This window comes from Paracoccus liaowanqingii (genome assembly GCF_004683865.2).
Taxonomy (GTDB): Bacteria; Pseudomonadota; Alphaproteobacteria; order Rhodobacterales; family Rhodobacteraceae; genus Paracoccus; species Paracoccus liaowanqingii.
In genome coordinates this window covers 21,853-37,617 of sequence record NZ_CP040762.1, presented here as the reverse complement: position 1 = coordinate 37,617, position 15,765 = coordinate 21,853, and the positions used below count along the sequence as shown (strand labels likewise).

Here is a 15,765-nt window from a genome sequence, read left to right as displayed (position 1 = left end):
AGAAGTGCTGAACTTGTCTCATAGCCAACCTCAGCGAAAAGAGCGCCTCACACATTAGTTTTGCTAACCCCCAGACAAGAACTTCCGTGTTGCGGCAATTGGTGATGCCCGCAACATAAGAAGTGGAGTTGCACGTCCGCGTGCAAAGGGGGGGCTATGATCGATAGTATGCTAGGCGGGCTTGGCCTGCTGTTTTTTGGCTGGACACCACTATTTCTGCTAGCGGGATGTGCGCTAGGGCTAGTCGTCGGCGTCCTGCCCGCGCTTGGTGCCACGGCGGGGATGTCGCTGCTGCTGCCATTTATCTTCGGGCTGGACCAGGCTTCGGCACTGGCCTTGATGATCGGGATGCTGGCGACGGTTGCGACCGGAGATACCGTAACCTCAATCGTGCTGGGCGTGCCCGGTTCCGCGTCGTCGCAGGCCACCATTCTGGATGGTTTTCCGTTAGCAAAGCGAGGCGAGGCGGGGCGTGCTCTTTCAGCTGCCTATTTCGCATCCATGCTAGGCGGGCTGTTCGGTGCCGCTGTTTTGACCGCAACGCTGCTGGTGGCGCGTCAGATCATTCTTTATTTCGGGATGCCCGAGATGCTGATGCTGGTCCTCTTCGGGCTTGCCAGCGTTGCGGCCCTGTCCGGGGCAAGCCTTGGCAAAGGCATGGCCGCCTGCTGTCTGGGCCTGCTGGTCGGTGCTGTAGGCGCAGCCCCGGCAACGGGTGAGTATAGGCTGGACTTCGGAGTTTATCATTTTGGCGACGGCTTTTCGCTCATTGCTTGCGTTCTTGGTGTCTTCGTCATCCCCGAGATCGTGGACCTTCTGCGCAGTGGCAAGACCATCTCGGAGCAACCCCTTCTGAAAGGCGGTGGTCGGCAAGGTATCCGCGACGTTCTGAACAACAAGGGGCTTGTGCTGCGCACGTCTGGCCTTGGCTGCTTGATCGGCGCCTTGCCTGGTATCGGTGGGTCGGTTGTTGACTGGCTGGCCTATGGTCACGCCGTGCGTTCGGCTAAAGATAAGAGTCAGTTCGGCAAGGGTGACATCCGTGGCGTCATCGCGGTCGAGGGGTCAAATAACGCTGTTCTTGGTGGCGCGCTTCTGCCGACTCTACTGTTCGCAGTCCCTGGGTCCGGTTCGACCGCACTGTTCCTGTCCGGGTTGATCCTTGTCGGGATCCAGCCCGGCCCCGCAATGGTCCAGGGCAATCTGTCGCTGACCTTCAGCATTGTCTGGTCATTGGCGCTGGCAAATGTGATCGGCGCGGTCGCCTGCTATTTCATGTCGGGCACTTTTGCAAAGCTGACCCGTGTTCCGTTTGTCTGGCTGGCCCCGATCCTGCTGCTGGTGGTTTGCTTTGCCGTGCTGCAATCGGGCCGCGCGCCGCTGGATCTGGTCGTACTAGGCGGCTTTGGGGTGCTTGGGCTGTTCCTGCGACGCTTCGGCTATGCGCGTCCAGCTTTCCTGATCGGCTTTGTGCTGCAGGACAATCTTGAAGTGCTGCTGTATCAAAGTGCGCAGATCTACACGTTCGAGACGTTCTTCACCCGTCCGATCGTTCTGATCGTGGGCGCTATCATTCTGGCCACGCTGACCCGTTCGCTTTTGACCACACACAAACTGGATACCGAGTCGTCGGGATCGGACATCGCTCCGCTGTCAACGGCACAGTTCGGCGTCCCGGCTTTCATGTTGGTGGTCTTTGGTGGCGCAGCAGTCATGCTGACATCTTTCACGCCACTGGGGCGCATGTTCCCGATGGCCGTGGCCGCCATTGGCAGTCTCTGCGCGCTGACGGTGATCGCAGGGCTGGTACGCCGGAAGCCAAATGTCCTGACCGACCAAGAGACAGACCAAGACGGAAAATCATCCGGTCCGTTGCGCCCGATGCTGTGGATTCTCGGGGGTTTGGCGATGATCTGGGGCATGGGCTTTTTTATCGGCGGCCCCATGGCGCTGGCAGCTTTCCTTGCAGTGGAGGCCAAGACGCGGCCCGTGACTGCCATCGCCGCCGCGCTGATTACCGCTGCGGTGTTCTGGGGCCTTTCCCAAGTTGCCGGGCTTAACATGCCGGCCGGAATTCTGACTGAATTTGCAACTCGTTGAGGAGGACGAGACTATGACACTACACGCAAGACATTTGGGCAGGGCACTGGCCTTCGGGGCGCTGCTGATCAGCCAGCCGCTGACGGGCACGGCACAGGAGGCATTCTCCCCGTCGCAGGTCACGATTACCGTGCCCTTCGCCGAAGGTGGCGGCAGCGATACGCTGGTGCGCATGATCACGCCCTATCTGCAGAAAACCCTGCCCGGCAACCCGGCAATGGTCGTGCAGAACCAACCCGGTGGTGGCGGCCTGCCCGGCACCAACACGTTCTTCCGTTCGGCCCAGAACGATGGCAGCGAGTTGTTGGCGATGTCTTCGTCGGTCTTCATGGCCACCCTGCTGCGGGATCGCCAAGTGCGCTTTGAGGTCGACAAGTTCACGCCGGTTTACCTGTCGCCGCTAGGTGCCGTGATCTATGTGGCGGATGAGACCGGTGCGATGACGGGCAACGGAATTGAAGGCATTTCCGTGCCACTGGTCTACGGCGCAGCCTCCCCAACATCTGCTGATGTGCTGACAATCCTTGCGCTGGATCTGTTGGGGCTGGACGTGAACCCGGTGTTCGGGACGCAGCGCGGCGCCGCCCGCATTGCTTTCGAGCGCGGAGAGTTCAACGTCGATCACCAATCTGCGGCCGCTTACAGCAGCAATGTCCTACCGTTGATCGAGGCTGGCGAGGCGATCCCGTTGATGAGCTTCGGCTTCGCCGACGCGACCGGAGAGATCGGCCGCGACCCGGCATTTCCCGAAGTTCCGACGTTCTTCGAGCTATACGAACAGACTCATGGCAAACCGCTGGATGGACCCGCACGCACGGCCTGGGTCGCCTTGTTCAATGCCTCGATCAGCACGGGCAAGGCACTGGTGCTACCCCAGGATACACCCGCCGAAGTCGCAAGCGCCTACGTCGCGGCACTCGAAAAGATCTTTGCGGATCCCGACTTCATCACCCACGCCAAGGCCGAAATCGGCGACTACCCCCAGTCCACGGGTGAAGCTGCGTTGGCACAGTATTCCAGCGCCACCACGCTGGATGAAGAAGCCTTCGCTTGGCTGGCCGACTGGTATCAGACAAAACTCGGTGTGGCGCTGCGCTGACATATCAGGGCGGGCCATGGGGCCCGCCCGCATTTCCCCGGAGACATCATGACCAGCGCTTCTGAAACCCCCGTATTTGTGCACCGAGGCACCCCAATTCCGGATCCTGTCCCACCTGAGGGGACAACGGTCCTACGCGATATTGCCTTTGGTCCGCATCCACGACAGGCTTATGACCTGTATCTTCCGAAAGACTGCGAAAAGCCGGTTCCCGTTGTGGTGTTTGCCCATGGCGGCGCTTGGGTGCGGCGCGACAGGCGGGCGGTGCGGATGATGCACGTTCTAAACCACGGATTTGCTCTGGCAAGCATCGGCTACCGCTTGGCTACGGACTTCCCCTTTCCGGCACAGGTGCAAGACTACCGCCAAGCTGCGGCGCATCTGGTTGCGCACGCACTTGGCCACGGAATCGACCCGACACGCGTCTTTTTTAGTGGTGCATCAGCAGGTGGGCATCTTGCAAACCTTGCAGCGCTCGCTGTTCATGAGCCGGAATTTGGCCCAACAGTGCCGGTGCGCGGCGTTGTCAGCATTTATGCGCCAAGCGATCTGATCGCCATGGCGGGGCCAATGCTTGGGGGGTTGGACCATGACGCGCCCGATGCGCCGGCAAACCAGCTTCTCGGAGGCGAAGTGCGCAAGCATCCAGATCTGGCCCGCCGTGCCAGCCCCGTCACCTATGTGTCGCCCGACGCCCCGCCGTTCCTGCTGCTTCATGGCGACGCGGATCGGGTCATCCCGTTCAGCCAGAGCGTGATCCTTGATGCCCATCTGCGGCTTGCTGGCATTGAAAGCGACTTGATTCAGCTCAAAGGGATCGGGCACGGCGCGCCAGAATTTCAAGAGCCACCAGCCAGCGATGCCATTGCCGCATTTCTAAGCCGTCATTCAGTTTGACTGGTCGCTGGACATGCGCGGCGGATCTCTGTCAGGAAATCTGGAACGTGATCAGGGGACGGTGCCTCGGCCAGGATCCAGTCCTTAAACGCCCGGGCGGCCGCACGAAGCCGTCGCCCTGCCGGTTCCACAAGGCCAATGACCTGCCCGCTGTGGACGCCGATTGGAAAAGGTGCGACCAGCATCCCCGCAGCGATCTCCTGCTCAATCAGGTGCGCCTGCGCAATCACAATCCCGCTTCCCGCCAGCGCTGCCTGATACGCCAGTGTCGAGTTGCTGAACACAAGTTGCGCCTTAGGGGCTGTGTCGGCGAGTTTCATCGCACCGAACCAAATCTGCCAATCTTCCATCCGGTTGGCCGAAGAAATCAGGGGATGCTTGGACAACATTTCAGGAGCCTGGATGCCAGCCGCAATAGCGGGTGCACAAACGGGCACCAAAACTTGAGGAAACAGTGGTACGACTAATAAATCTGGCTGCGGCCTGGGGATGAATTGCACCGCGAAATCTAGCCCTGACCGGTTGAACTCGGCCTGCTGCATCCCTGTCTCGAACTGCACGCGCACGTCGGGGCGCTTCTCATGAAGATGAGTCAGGCGCGGGATCAACCAACGGGTGGCCCAAGTTTGATAGATGCGCAGACGGACCGGGCCGCTTGCCCGTTCTTCAATCAAATTTTCCATTGCCTTTTCAACGATGTCAAAGGCTAAAGCCAGCCGCTGCCCCAGATCTCGCGCATCTGATGTCACGGTAAGTCCGCGTGCATGTCGGTCAAAGAGGCGGGTATCGACCGCGCGTTCGAACTTGGAAATCTGCTGACTGACAGCACTTGGTGTCACATGCAGCTCATCTGCCGCGCGCTCGAAGCTGTTATGACGGATTGCCGCTTCAACGGCCCGTAGTTGAGCTAAATTTAATGGGATACGCAGATCTAAGACCTCCTAATCTGCATGCATTGGTTGGCTTCGCCACAGAATGCATAGATCATGTTGGGTAGACCGAATGAAACCCGCCATGCCGATCTCCTGCCACCATGCAAAGGTCTATCACGGTGTCTGGCTTTTACACAGTCTCAGTACTTCGCGTTGAGGTCGGAGCGACGGGTGAGCGTTCACGTTTTTCACCTTGCCATGAAGATATAGAACGCATGGGAGAGCTAGGTATCTTTCGCTATGAGGCAGAAAAATCTGATTACACAGGCAAAACTATAGGTCACAGAACATGGGCGGGGTTTCAGGCGAGGAAGCGCGAAGCGCGCCCCTCTCCTGAAACCTTGCCTCTCGGCGAGGGCAGGCGGGGTGGCTTGCGGCCCCTGACGGACGCGCCTCGGCGCGGCCCGGACAATGGCAGGGGGCGTTTGGCTTGTCCAAATCCCCCCTGCATAGCGATCCCCGCGCCTGTGCGGGGATCTCAGTATTCTTAAGAGAAGGGGCGTTGTTCTGCGACATCGGCTGTCACATGGCACCCGGTTGCCCAAAGGCCGACGCTCGATCCCTGTGGTCTCGCTTACAGCCTGCTTCGGTCCCGCGCCTTCACTCCCAAGGTCGTTCCAGCGCGCGACTGGACAACCGGGTGCCCGCCTCGCGTCAGCGGTCCCGCCCGTCAGGGACGAGATGGGCAGGGCAGGGCGCCCAGGAACGGTGTGCGGGGGGATGGCTTGGGACAAGACATTCAACCGTGCAGCGCAGCCGGGCGCATCGCCCTGACCCGCTCGGGTGGAGGCCGGCACAGCCGGCCGGAACCGGGGGCGCGGCCCGGAAGGGGACGCCCGGGTCATCTACAAAAACAGTGCAGACACTTGCATCAGAAGGCCCAGACCAGCGATCATGAAAAACACTTTCCAGAAGCCTCCGCCCCTGTTTCGCTCCTTGTCCGAGCTTTCCGGGATGGTCTCCAACGGACCCAGACATGCATGGCAGACCGTTGCACAATGAGAACCCATACCGCATCGAGAGCACTGCATCTTCATATCGAACACCTTTGTTCAATTGGGTCTGATGACATGTCGGGCCAACGCTTGCCTCGGTTTATTCTTGAGCGGTATATATAGATATACCCTCAAAGGATAGACCCATGACCATGCTTATCAAGGGCAACGAAATTGATGAACTCGTCGCCAAATATTGCGCGCTGACCGGGGTCAAGAACAAGAGCGAAGCAGTGCGTCAGGCACTTGCGGCGCAAATTGCCGCCCTCGCTGCAAAGGAAAGCCTCGCTGACCGCGTCGCCGCGATCCAAAGGCGCGCAGCGGCATCTGGCATTTTGGCTGATGGCCGTGATGACAAGGCATTCATGGACGGCATGTGGGGGGAAGACTGATGTTCATCGACGCAAGCGCGCTGGTTGCGGTGCTGAAGAATGAACCTGACGCGCCTGCCTTGGTGGAGGCGATGGAGGCGGCGCGGGGCAAGCTGCGGGTCTCGCCCATCGTGCGCCTGGAGGCCACGCTGGCCATTGCCAGAACGCTCAGGGATGCGCGCAGCGCAGGCCCGGCGACGGCTGAAGACGTTCAGATCGCGAGTAATCTGGTCGACGACCTGCTCGACGCAATCCAGGCGCAGGAAATGATGATCTCCTCCAGCATGGGCCGCGCGGCAGTCGAGGCGCTTGCCACCTACGGCAACCTCGTCGGGCATCCGGCGCAGTTGAACATGTGCGACGCGCTGTCCTACGCCTGCGCGAAGTCGCATCATGTTCCCCTGCTCTATAAGGGGGATGACTTTGCGCGGACGGACTTGGCTTGACGGAAAGTCAGCTGTCGCGAAGAGGTTTTAGGGAGGTGGTGCCCGCGCCAGCACTTGAACCCGGACGCCCGAAGGCCACGGATTTTAAGTCCGATATGTCTACAGCTCCACCACGCGGGCTCCTGTGGTGCGCCCGGAGGGATTCGAACCCCCGACCAAGCCGTTATGAGCGGCCTGCTCTAACCGCTGAGCTACAGGCGCGTGTGACATTCATAGCAAAGGCAGAGCGCCGGCAAAGGGCAAAAAGTCAGTTTGCTCCGCAGCATTTCTTGTACTTCCGCCCTGATCCGCAGGGACAAGGGTCATTGCGCCCTGCTGTTTGGCTTCTGACAGGCTCGCCGGAAATATTCGCCGGAAATGGAAGCACCCCTCCCGGGGCCTTAAAAGGGAGCGATTTGGTGAAGCGGTTCATCTCGAGCACAAGGCCCGGGATGATCTCAGGGGCATCCTCGATCAGCTTTGCCGCCATTACATCATCAAGATTGCCCTTTCCCGTCCCCGCCAAGGGTATTTCGAGCATGAGTGAAAAGGCTGCAATCGCCTCCTATCGTCGCTCTCACTCAGGCGCCGCCAACTGGACGGCTGAAGCCGCACCGCACGGACAAACCCCTCTACCCAATTGGCAACGATGACCTGACCGCTGTGCCGGTCTTCATCCATAACCGGGCCATAGGAGGCGGGCGCGGTCAGCATCCGGGCCACGCGGTTGTAGTGCCCCATCATGAGGTCGAGAAGCGCCTGCATGTCTGCCAGGCTGTCGAAAGTCGGCTCAACCGTCCCGCCCCAGACTTCCTTGAGCCAGCGGCTTGGCGGGATCATGTCTGGGCAGACCAAGAGACCCGCGAAAAAGCCATCAAGTTCCGACAGAAACATGATGTCGTCATTGGTCTCCGCCGCTTTGAGAAGCGCGTCATCAAGGCGCTTGAGCTCCGCCTGTTTGTGCCAGCCGCTCATGACGCAGCGTAGCCCCGCTTGCGTTTCGCGGCCATCAAAGCCGATAGGGCATCCACTGCGCGCCCTTCGTCCGGATGGTGTTCGACACGCAGCTTTCCGGGGCTGCCAATTCGACCCCACTCCCGGATGAGGCTGGCGCGCCCAAAAAGATCACGCTGCACAGCCATAAGATAAAAACGATGCATATTGCGTGAGGGGTCTTTCCGACGCAGGTAAGCGCGATCAGGAAAGACTTCGAGTTGGCCCATTTCGTCACACATCGACACCAGCCTCCGGATCATCTCAGAAGTACAATATCAAGAGATAGAAAAGGCAGGAAGCGCATCATGTAGATTTCTTGCCGGGGCGTCACGACTGAGGCGCAGCGTAACCGCTCGAACGAAAGTCGGTCTTCGTCTGAGAACGAGGGCAACCCGGGCTATGCCTGAATTTTGAGTGACTACCCCTGGGCAGCTGTCAGTCATCGGTTTCTTGAGGCGCGATGTCAGCGATCCAGTTTTCAACCCGCAAGCCGCGCACGCGCGTAAACTCTCCCGTATTGCCCGTGACGAGGATTGCCCCGGTCGCACAGGCATGCGCCGCGATCAGCAGATCGTTTGGACCGATGGGCCTACCCGCAGCCTCGAGCTCGGCGCGAATGCCCCCATATTCGGTGTCGGCAGGAACATCGAACGCCAGGATCTGCACACTTTCTAGGATCGCCTCGACATGCGCAAGAAGCTTAGCCGATCCCTTCTTCGCGCAACCGTATCGAAGCTCGGCGGCAGTGATGATGCTGACGCAGATCGCATCAGGCCCGACCTCGGCGATCCGCTTTGCCGCAGGACCACCGGGATTGCGCAGCAGATCAGAGATTACGTTCGTGTCCAGCATGTAGAGGATCACAGATCAATGTTCCTTGCTGGAAGCAGCGTTCCGTCCACATCAGGAAACTGATCCTCTGGCCCGAGCGGGTCCAGCCGGGCCAACACCTCCAGAATGTTTTTCCGGCGAACCGGGGCAATAATCAGCCGATCACCGTCCCGGTAAATATTTACCCGATCCCCGGGCATTTCGAAGTCAGCTGGGATGCGGACAGCCTGGCTTTTGTTGTTGCGAAAGAGCTTCACCTCGCGGGGCTCTGATAACGGCTGCAGTTGCGACATGATTGCCTCCCTGATAAGTGTATATGTAAGAACATATACAGCAGTTGGCGGACGTTTTCAATCTCTCGCCAAGGCAAATTTCCGCCAGCGCCACTTCAAGCAAGGTGGCCTTGGCCAGACCACCTCATAAGGTCTTTCGCTTTGAAAATTATTCAGCAGCCTGTGAACCAGTCGTTGGCTCAATTCCAGTACGATAGATGCATAACATCGCTTATAGTAGGTTTTGACATTGAAGGGTGTTTCTCTATCCCCGCCACCGTTGATGACCGCATCTTTGCGTTTCGGGTGCGGATCCCCGGCAAATTGAGAGTGGGGCGGGCTCAATAAAATCGTCCCGGGGGCAGTCAGCCATCGCCATCTGGACACCAGGGCTGAACGACAGCGGCAATTCTCTGGCCGGGACGGTGGCGGCTCAAAACCTGTTCCATTTCACCGGCCGGTCCATCTTCGGGTAAGACAGGCGCGGGTCCTCATGTGCGGTCAAGGAGTGCCTGTGCCGTTACCTTGCCGGGCCTTCTCCATCTTCCGGAAGGAAGGCGCGGGCGATCTCGGACGCGATCCGGCGCGGTCGCCGTGTGGTGCTATCGACGCAGCACCACGAGCTGCGCACCTCCGCCACCAGATCATCTCCGCGCTTGAACAGGGTTTCGAAGGAGGCCCGCGATCCGCGCGTTCCAGTGGCCGTGACCCACGCCTCCACCTTGTCTTCAAGAAAGAGCGGCAGGCGGTAGGTGATCTCGTGCTTGAGAGCCACCCAAAGAAGCTCGGCCTGCGCTTCGGAAGGAGACCTGTGCTGCCAATACCGGACGACCGCCTCCTGCACCCATTGAAGATAGACGGTGTTGTTGACATGCCCCATGCCGTCGATCTCCCGCGGGGAGATCGTGATGGGGTGGTGGAAGGCGGGAGGGGACGCTTTTGTGCTGCTCTTCATGTTCAACCCGCCTCCCGACGCCGCAAGAGGGTGCGGGCGACCCTCACGGCCGCACGCACCGGTGCTGCTTTTCAGCGCCGCCCCATTAGCAAACCAATAAGGACGCCAACGCCGGCGGCGATACCCAACGCCTGGATCGGATAGCCGCGAACCAGATCCCGGGTTTCTTCATAGCCCAGCTCGGCATAGAAGGCCGCTTCCTGCACTTTCTGGTGCCCGGCATCGACCAGCCGCCCGGCATACTCCTGCCCTGCCTCCTGGAGGGGAGCAACATACGCGCGTGTGGCTTCTGCAGCGTCGCTTGCCAAGGATGCGCCGCGCTTTGCTAGCCCCGCAGCGCCGATCTTGGGATTGCTGGAGGCGTCGTCGGTAGGAGCGATGGTGGCGTGTTCCAGCTCAGCAGTCGGCTTCTGTGCCATTTAAGGGCTCTTTCGTGTTGTGCGCTACTGACGAACGAAACTGATGGTCACCCGGGCGGTTCCACGGGCGGCGCAGGAGGCATGGGCAGGATTTAACCGGCCAGTTGATCAAGCAGAGTATGCGTTCCCCTTGTGTCCAACTGATGCGCCACCGGGTGCCTCCGAACCATGCGCAAATTATCATGGCCTTGGACAAAGTATGGATGCAGGATGCAGTAAGACGGATGGCCCGTCAGACATCAGGAACGCCTACCGGGCCGATGGCCTCCAGCACGCCCCTGTCAGCCGGGCTGTTCGAGGCGATGACCGGGGGGTGATGAGATAAGGCCAGGATGCGCCTTGCGGGGCTTGAGACTTTCACCCGTGAAGCATCTGGGATTAGACGGTGAGTGCCCGGCCGGCATAGCCAAAAACCCCGTCACGGCGCGGCCCTTTCCATCTGAGGGGCGCGGCGCAGATTGCTACGGTTCACAGGCCGGGGGCAATCACCGCACGAGCAAGTGCGCAGCCCGCGTCAGGGCAAAAGGGCCTCGGTATCGCGATGATGCCGGGGCCTTGGTATGTCCGAGGCCTGGGCTTCTCTCGCTGACCGACGGCGCGCATCGGCTATCCGAACACCGACGATTGGCTGCGGAATGTCGACGGTAGCGGTAGGCGGGACGTGTATCCTAGGCAGAAAGCCCGTTTGTCATGACCTTTGATCTGCGCGTACGGGGATCTCGGTGAGCGACGCCCAGACAAACGCCATCATCGAGAAGGCGCCACAAACGGCGTAAGCCGTCAAGCATTCCCAGTATGCGAACCCGCTGAATAAAAACAGCACTTTGACGGCGACGGCAATCGCGAGGGCAAAAGCCAGATTAGCTGCGATCATCTGCGTTCTCCCGTAAAGAAGGCTGGCATCTGCGGGAGACACCAGACCAAGTTTTTCGTTTAAGTTTAAGTCCAAATGACAAAAGGGCCCCGATCCGCCGGGGCCCTTCCATCTTATGGGACACACACAAGCTAGCACAGGCGCTGATGTTCTGCATAGACAGACGCCGCGTCTCGTCGTCAGAAGCGGCGATATTATGCCGTCAGACTAAGTGCGTAGCCTGAATGATCCGGATCGCATTCCGATAGCAACGCTTTCACCCGATCGCATGACTATTATAGTTCCGACCGGCGGTATCGAAGAAAGGCTGTTAGCCCATTAATTTTTAATAATAAAACGTATATATCCACCAATACACTCACAAAAATTGTGGATAAGCTAAATCAGCTATTCAACCAAGATGGTTTGGATCAGATCAACCGCCAAACGCGAGCGGCTCCGAACACGTGCGGCGCAACGCTACTGGCACGGCGTCAGTGCCGTCGAGCTGGCCTCGGTCTCCATCGGCGTCCATGTAAGGTTTGCACCGCACCGTGCAGAAACAGAAGTGGCAAACCATAGCGCCCGGCGTCGGCAGGCCATTCGTTGAGTGTAACGGCTATGTCGCCATGTTGGCTGTCCGAGAGTCGGGCATTGATAGAGCTGGACTGACACAGGTCAAACTTAGATCAGCAATGGCGGGCCAAGCGGGAACGCATGCATCTTTAAAAGGTAAGAGGCCCGTTTGCGACATAATTGCGGTTATATCGGTCTTAGCTGTAGAAGCAAAGTAGAATTGTCGCGAACTGGCAAAGTTGATTTGTCGCCTCTGCCCTGAAGGCTGACGCTGTGCTGAGCAGCATGGCACGAGGGCTTTCGACATGGGACTTGTTCTGATGAGCGAACACGAGCTGCAAGAGAAACGCGCGAAAGTTGGTGATGCCCTGAGGGGCGGCATATCATGGCGGTGTTCACGCGCCGTCAATTCTCTGTCGAGAAAGGGATATGCCACATGTCAGATACTACCATCACCCATCTGCCCGATCCATCGGGATTTAGCGCCGACGCGTTCACGGATGTCATCCGCGATGGCGCACGTAAGCTGATCGAACAGGCAATCCGTGCCGAGCTAGCCACGCTCATGGACGCCTTTTCCAAGGAAAGGCTTGATGACGGGCGGGCGCGTCTGGTTCGCCATGGACACCTGCCGGAGCGCGATGTGATTACCGGCATCGGCCCGGTGCCCGTGAAAGTGCCGCGCGTGCGGGATCGGGGCGTTGGCGAAGACAAGATCACCTTCACGCCCAGCATCCTGCCGCGGTATCTGCGCAAGGCGAAATCGGTCGAGGAGCTGCTGCCGTGGCTTTACCTCAAGGGCGTGTCCACGGGCGATTTCACCGAGGCGCTGGAAGCGCTGCTGGGGCCGAACGCTAAGGGCCTGTCTGCCAAGACCGTCACGCGGCTGAAGGCTGACTGGTGGCAGGACTACGAGGCCTGGCAGAAACGCGACCTCGGCTCGCGGCGGTTTCTCTACATCTGGGCGGATGGCGTGTATTTCAAGCCGCGCATGGCTGAGGAAAAGCAATGTGTTCTGGTGATCGTGGGTGCCGATGAATACGGCCGCAAGGAGCTTGTGGCGATGACCGACGGCTTTCGTGAAAGCACGCAAAGCTGGCGCGAGGTGCTGCTCGATCTCAAACGGCGTGGCCTGAAACAGGACCCCAAACTGGCCATCGGCGACGGCGCCCTGGGGTTCTGGAGCGCGTTGCGCGAGGTGTTCGCCTCGACACGGGAACAGCGCTGTTGGGTCCATAAGACCATGAATGTGCTCAACGCGCTGCCGAAGTCCATGCAGGCAAAGGCCAAGGGCCATCTGCACGACATCTGGCAGGCCGAAACAGAAGCCGAGGCCAACGTCGCCTTCTACTTCTTCATCGAAACCTATGGTGTGAAATGGGACAAGGCGGTCGCCAAGCTGGTCAAGGACCGGGACGCGCTGCTTACTTTCTACGATTTCCCGGCCGAGCACTGGAAACACATCCGGACGTCAAACCCGATCGAGAGCACCTTCGCCACCGTTCGGCATCGCACAAAACGCACCAAGGGCTGCCTGAGCCGCAAGACCGGTCTGGCCATGGCGTTCAAGCTGATGATGTCGGCACAGAAAAAATGGCGCAAACTCGACGGCCAGAACCGCCTCCCCGAGGTCATCGCAGGGGTTGAGTTCAGGGACGGCATCCGCCAACTTCAAAATGCCGCTTGATCAGGCGTCACCAACTTTTGCGTATATCTCAGCTGCAACTTATCGAGGTTCTGGCGCAGGTGCTGGACGGCAGCCTACGTACCACGACAGCGGCCGATCTTCTGAATCTGAGCCAGCGACAAGTGCAACGCCTGGTCCGCGAAGTGCAAGACAATGGCGCGATGGCCGTGCGGCACAAGCTGCGCGGCCGCCCATCCAACAACCGGATCAGCGATCTGAAGCGCGACTACATTCTGTCGCTCGTCCGCAGCGATTACCCGGACTTTGGACCAACCTTGGCGGCCGAGGCGCTGGCTGAGCGACACACCATCCGTGTCTCCTCGGAGACCCTGCGCAAGTGGATGATCTCGGATGGGCTCTGGCAAAGCCGGTCGCAGCGGCGCCGGGTGCATCGACCCCGGCTGCGGCGGGAGGCCGTGGGCGAGCTGATCCAAATTGACGGCTCGGAGCATCGCTGGTTTGAGGACCGCGGCCCCGCCTGCACGCTGCTGGTGTTCATCGACGATGCCACTGGCGCGCTCATGCATCTGCGTTTCGTCCGCTCGGAGTCGACCGAGAGCTACTTCGCGGCCCTTGCCGATTACCTGCATGAGCATGGCCTGCCCGTCGCCTTCTATTCCGACAAACACAGCGTCTTTCGGATGAACAAGGCCGAGGCCCGCAGCGGGCACGGCATGACGCAATTCGGGCGTGCCCTGAGCGAGCTGAACATCGAGATCCTCTGCGCGAACAGTAGCCAGGCCAAGGGCCGGGTAGAGCGCGCTAATCGGACACTTCAGGACCGGCTGGTCAAGGAGCTGCGGCTGGCCGGGATCAACGACATGGCGGCGGGCAATGATTTCTTGCCCGGCTTCATTGCGCGGCACAACCTGCGCTTTGCCCATCCCCCTGCCCGGCCCGAGAACCTGCACCGGCCGGTCAACCTGCCGGCATCACGCCTCCGCGACATCCTCTGCGTTCGCGATCAGCGGCAGGTTGGCGCAAGCCTCGTGGTCCACTACGAGCGACAGAAGTTCATCCTCGATGACAGCGAGCACGCCCGCAGCGCGATCGGGCGCTATGTTGAAACCTATGCCTGGCCGGACCGGCCGTTCGAGATCCGTTGGAAAGGGCTGTCCCTACCCTACCGGATCTTCGATCCGGCTCAGCAGCGGGTGACCCATACTGCAATCACCGAGAACAAGCGTCTCGGCGACGTGCTGGCCTTCATCAAGACGCAGCAGGACGTCGATCCTCCGCAGGTCGGACCAGTGGGCAAACAGCGCACCCGCTATACCCCGACCGGCAAACCTAGCCGGGGCAAAAAGGGCTGGGTGGAGCGACGTGCCGAACGGCGCGCGGCAGAGGCACAAGCCGTAGCGCCGCCGCCAGCAGAGTAATGGCTTCAAAGTCCAAAGCCGCCGGCCCCGTCCCTACGGCCCTTGATGGAGAGAGCGGGCCGGGGCCGGCTCGCCGCCTCGCTGCACAACAAGCGACATTTCTAAATGGTGGAACACGCGACATTTTAACTTGGTGACAACATTAGCGGTTGAAGGGTGAACCCCTGTCCCCGCCACCATCGAAGAGCGTTTTGGTAAGGCAAAATGGCCCGGCGCAACCTTTGATATCCGCGCTTGCTCGTACTGGCGCTATGCATCTGACAACCCCGGAGCGAGGGTTCGCTCCGCGGTTGTCAGCAAGAGGCAACTCTATATAAGGAACGCGCCCTAAAGGCGAGTGAAAGAGCTATAGTTCCCGTGGAGATGTAACCTGCTGGTCGCTTTGTTCCCGGAGCCATGCCTCGATCTCGGGCTTGGGCGCACCGAAGAGCATCAGATTGTCGAGTTCCCGAAGGCAGGTTGCTGCGTTCTTGACAGCCTTGGGCCGCTTTCCCGGATCGGCCCGCCAGAGCCAGGCCACGCGGCTCTCCTCGTCCAGTTCAGCTATCAGCATCGCGCGCTTGTCCATGTAGTTCACTACACCTGAATAAAGTTTCAATTGTGCAGGCATGCGCCCCTCAACGATCCACCGCCACATGACCAAAAGGCTAAGGAAAAAAGACAGCAGAATTTTGGCGCGGTTGAATTCGCTCAGCTCTCCCCATTCAGGCGCGCCAAGAGCAGCTTTGAGGCTCTGAACGTCGGGACCTGCTTCGCCTCCACCTTCACAGGGTCGCCATTTCGGGGGTCCCGGCTCATCCTTTGCTTCCGGACCTTGCTCGCAAAGCTTCCGAACTCCCGAAACTCAACCCTCTTGCCCTGTGCGAGACTGTCGGTGATCTGGTTCAGGATCGACTCCATGGCGGCCTCAACCATCAGCGGCGACAGATGCGGGTGGGCCTTGGCAAGTTTCCTGACCAGTTCGGAACGGATCATCGG

General features: G+C 59.8%; 19 protein-coding genes and 2 tRNA genes. 8 read left to right on the top strand and 13 right to left on the bottom strand.

The features are described 5' to 3' along the window. The first annotated feature begins 156 nt into the window (after positions 1-156). Genes E4191_RS18805 through E4191_RS18795 form a run of 3 tightly spaced genes read left to right on the top strand, consistent with a single transcriptional unit; the run spans position 157 to position 4,096 of the window. Complete coding sequence (locus E4191_RS18805; RefSeq protein WP_139615963.1) at positions 157-2,100, top strand: tripartite tricarboxylate transporter permease; 1,944 nt, start codon at positions 157-159, stop codon at positions 2,098-2,100. A 13-nt stretch (positions 2,101-2,113) separates the two neighbouring features. Continuing rightward, the gene (locus tag E4191_RS18800; protein ID WP_139615962.1) at positions 2,114-3,199 is read left to right on the top strand and encodes a Bug family tripartite tricarboxylate transporter substrate binding protein; all 1,086 of its coding nucleotides are present in this window, start codon (positions 2,114-2,116) and stop codon (positions 3,197-3,199) included. 48 nt (positions 3,200-3,247) lie between these two features. Continuing rightward, on the top strand, positions 3,248-4,096 hold the full coding sequence (locus E4191_RS18795) for an alpha/beta hydrolase (RefSeq protein WP_139615961.1): 849 nt from the start codon (positions 3,248-3,250) through the stop codon (positions 4,094-4,096). Here the strand turns inward: E4191_RS18795 and E4191_RS18790 are convergent. After that, positions 4,084-5,019, bottom strand: a complete 936-nt coding sequence (locus tag E4191_RS18790; protein WP_228461864.1) for a LysR substrate-binding domain-containing protein — start codon at positions 5,017-5,019, stop codon at positions 4,084-4,086. The genes E4191_RS18795 and E4191_RS18790 overlap by 13 nt on opposite strands. A 1,150-nt stretch (positions 5,020-6,169) precedes the next feature. On the opposite strand from E4191_RS18790, the gene E4191_RS18785 reads away from it, so the two are divergent. Beyond that, positions 6,170-6,415 (top strand): type II toxin-antitoxin system VapB family antitoxin, encoded by a 246-nt coding sequence (locus E4191_RS18785; RefSeq protein ID WP_139615959.1) that lies wholly within the window; start codon positions 6,170-6,172, stop codon positions 6,413-6,415. Beyond that, complete coding sequence (locus E4191_RS18780; protein ID WP_228461858.1) at positions 6,415-6,840, top strand: type II toxin-antitoxin system VapC family toxin; 426 nt, start codon at positions 6,415-6,417, stop codon at positions 6,838-6,840. Before E4191_RS18785 ends, E4191_RS18780 begins: the two co-directional genes overlap by 1 nt. A gap of 36 nt (positions 6,841-6,876) precedes the next feature. Here E4191_RS18780 and E4191_RS18775 read toward each other — a convergent pair. The 7 genes from E4191_RS18775 to E4191_RS18745 form a co-directional block, all read right to left on the bottom strand. After that, positions 6,877-6,960, bottom strand: a tRNA-Leu gene (locus E4191_RS18775). Positions 6,961-6,965: 5 nt separating this feature from the next. Further along, positions 6,966-7,041: transfer RNA gene (locus E4191_RS18770), tRNA-Ile, on the bottom strand. Positions 7,042-7,087: 46 nt separating this feature from the next. After that, a complete protein-coding gene (locus E4191_RS24305) occupies positions 7,088-7,252 on the bottom strand; it encodes an SEC-C metal-binding domain-containing protein (RefSeq protein ID WP_228461863.1) in 165 nt (54 codons plus the stop codon). Positions 7,253-7,308: 56 nt separating this feature from the next. Continuing rightward, positions 7,309-7,794 (bottom strand): YecA/YgfB family protein, encoded by a 486-nt coding sequence (locus E4191_RS18760; protein WP_139615957.1) that lies wholly within the window; start codon positions 7,792-7,794, stop codon positions 7,309-7,311. Then, positions 7,791-8,054 (bottom strand): WGR domain-containing protein, encoded by a 264-nt coding sequence (locus E4191_RS18755; protein WP_139615956.1) that lies wholly within the window; start codon positions 8,052-8,054, stop codon positions 7,791-7,793. Before E4191_RS18755 ends, E4191_RS18760 begins: the two co-directional genes overlap by 4 nt. A 196-nt stretch (positions 8,055-8,250) precedes the next feature. After that, a complete protein-coding gene (locus E4191_RS18750; RefSeq protein ID WP_139616102.1) occupies positions 8,251-8,667 on the bottom strand; it encodes a type II toxin-antitoxin system VapC family toxin in 417 nt (138 codons plus the stop codon). Between the two features lie 8 nt (positions 8,668-8,675). After that, positions 8,676-8,939, bottom strand: coding sequence for an antitoxin (locus tag E4191_RS18745; RefSeq protein ID WP_136887690.1), 264 nt, complete (start codon positions 8,937-8,939; stop codon positions 8,676-8,678). Positions 8,940-9,241: 302 nt separating this feature from the next. Here E4191_RS18745 and E4191_RS24905 point away from each other — a divergent pair, with 302 nt between their 5' ends. Continuing rightward, positions 9,242-9,394: a glutaminase gene (locus E4191_RS24905; protein ID WP_139616101.1), complete on the top strand. Its 153-nt coding sequence runs from the start codon at positions 9,242-9,244 to the stop codon at positions 9,392-9,394. Between the two features lie 44 nt (positions 9,395-9,438). Here the strand turns inward: E4191_RS24905 and E4191_RS18735 are convergent, their stop codons facing one another. The 3 genes from E4191_RS18735 to E4191_RS18725 all read right to left on the bottom strand — a co-directional run bounded on the left by E4191_RS18735 (position 9,439) and on the right by E4191_RS18725 (position 11,166). After that, positions 9,439-9,873, bottom strand: a complete 435-nt coding sequence (locus tag E4191_RS18735; protein ID WP_139615955.1) for an acyl-CoA thioesterase — start codon at positions 9,871-9,873, stop codon at positions 9,439-9,441. A 71-nt stretch (positions 9,874-9,944) separates the two neighbouring features. Further along, positions 9,945-10,292 (bottom strand): DUF883 family protein, encoded by a 348-nt coding sequence (locus E4191_RS18730; protein WP_139615954.1) that lies wholly within the window; start codon positions 10,290-10,292, stop codon positions 9,945-9,947. A gap of 688 nt (positions 10,293-10,980) precedes the next feature. Beyond that, positions 10,981-11,166, bottom strand: coding sequence for a hypothetical protein (locus E4191_RS18725; RefSeq protein WP_139615953.1), 186 nt, complete (start codon positions 11,164-11,166; stop codon positions 10,981-10,983). Positions 11,167-12,157: 991 nt separating this feature from the next. Here E4191_RS18725 and E4191_RS18720 point away from each other — a divergent pair. Together E4191_RS18720 and E4191_RS18715 are read left to right on the top strand one after the other, a co-directional pair. Then, positions 12,158-13,408: an IS256 family transposase gene (locus E4191_RS18720; RefSeq protein WP_139616100.1), complete on the top strand. Its 1,251-nt coding sequence runs from the start codon at positions 12,158-12,160 to the stop codon at positions 13,406-13,408. 17 nt (positions 13,409-13,425) lie between these two features. Beyond that, positions 13,426-14,787, top strand: a complete 1,362-nt coding sequence (locus tag E4191_RS18715; protein ID WP_139616099.1) for an ISNCY family transposase — start codon at positions 13,426-13,428, stop codon at positions 14,785-14,787. A 346-nt stretch (positions 14,788-15,133) separates the two neighbouring features. Here E4191_RS18715 and E4191_RS18710 read toward each other — a convergent pair whose 3' ends face one another. Then, positions 15,134-15,397, bottom strand: coding sequence for a hypothetical protein (locus E4191_RS18710; protein WP_139615952.1), 264 nt, complete (start codon positions 15,395-15,397; stop codon positions 15,134-15,136). 80 nt (positions 15,398-15,477) lie between these two features. Continuing rightward, entirely contained in the window at positions 15,478-15,762 is a 285-nt protein-coding gene (locus E4191_RS18705; RefSeq protein ID WP_139615951.1) for an HU family DNA-binding protein, read from the bottom strand. Positions 15,763-15,765: the final 3 nt, after the last annotated feature.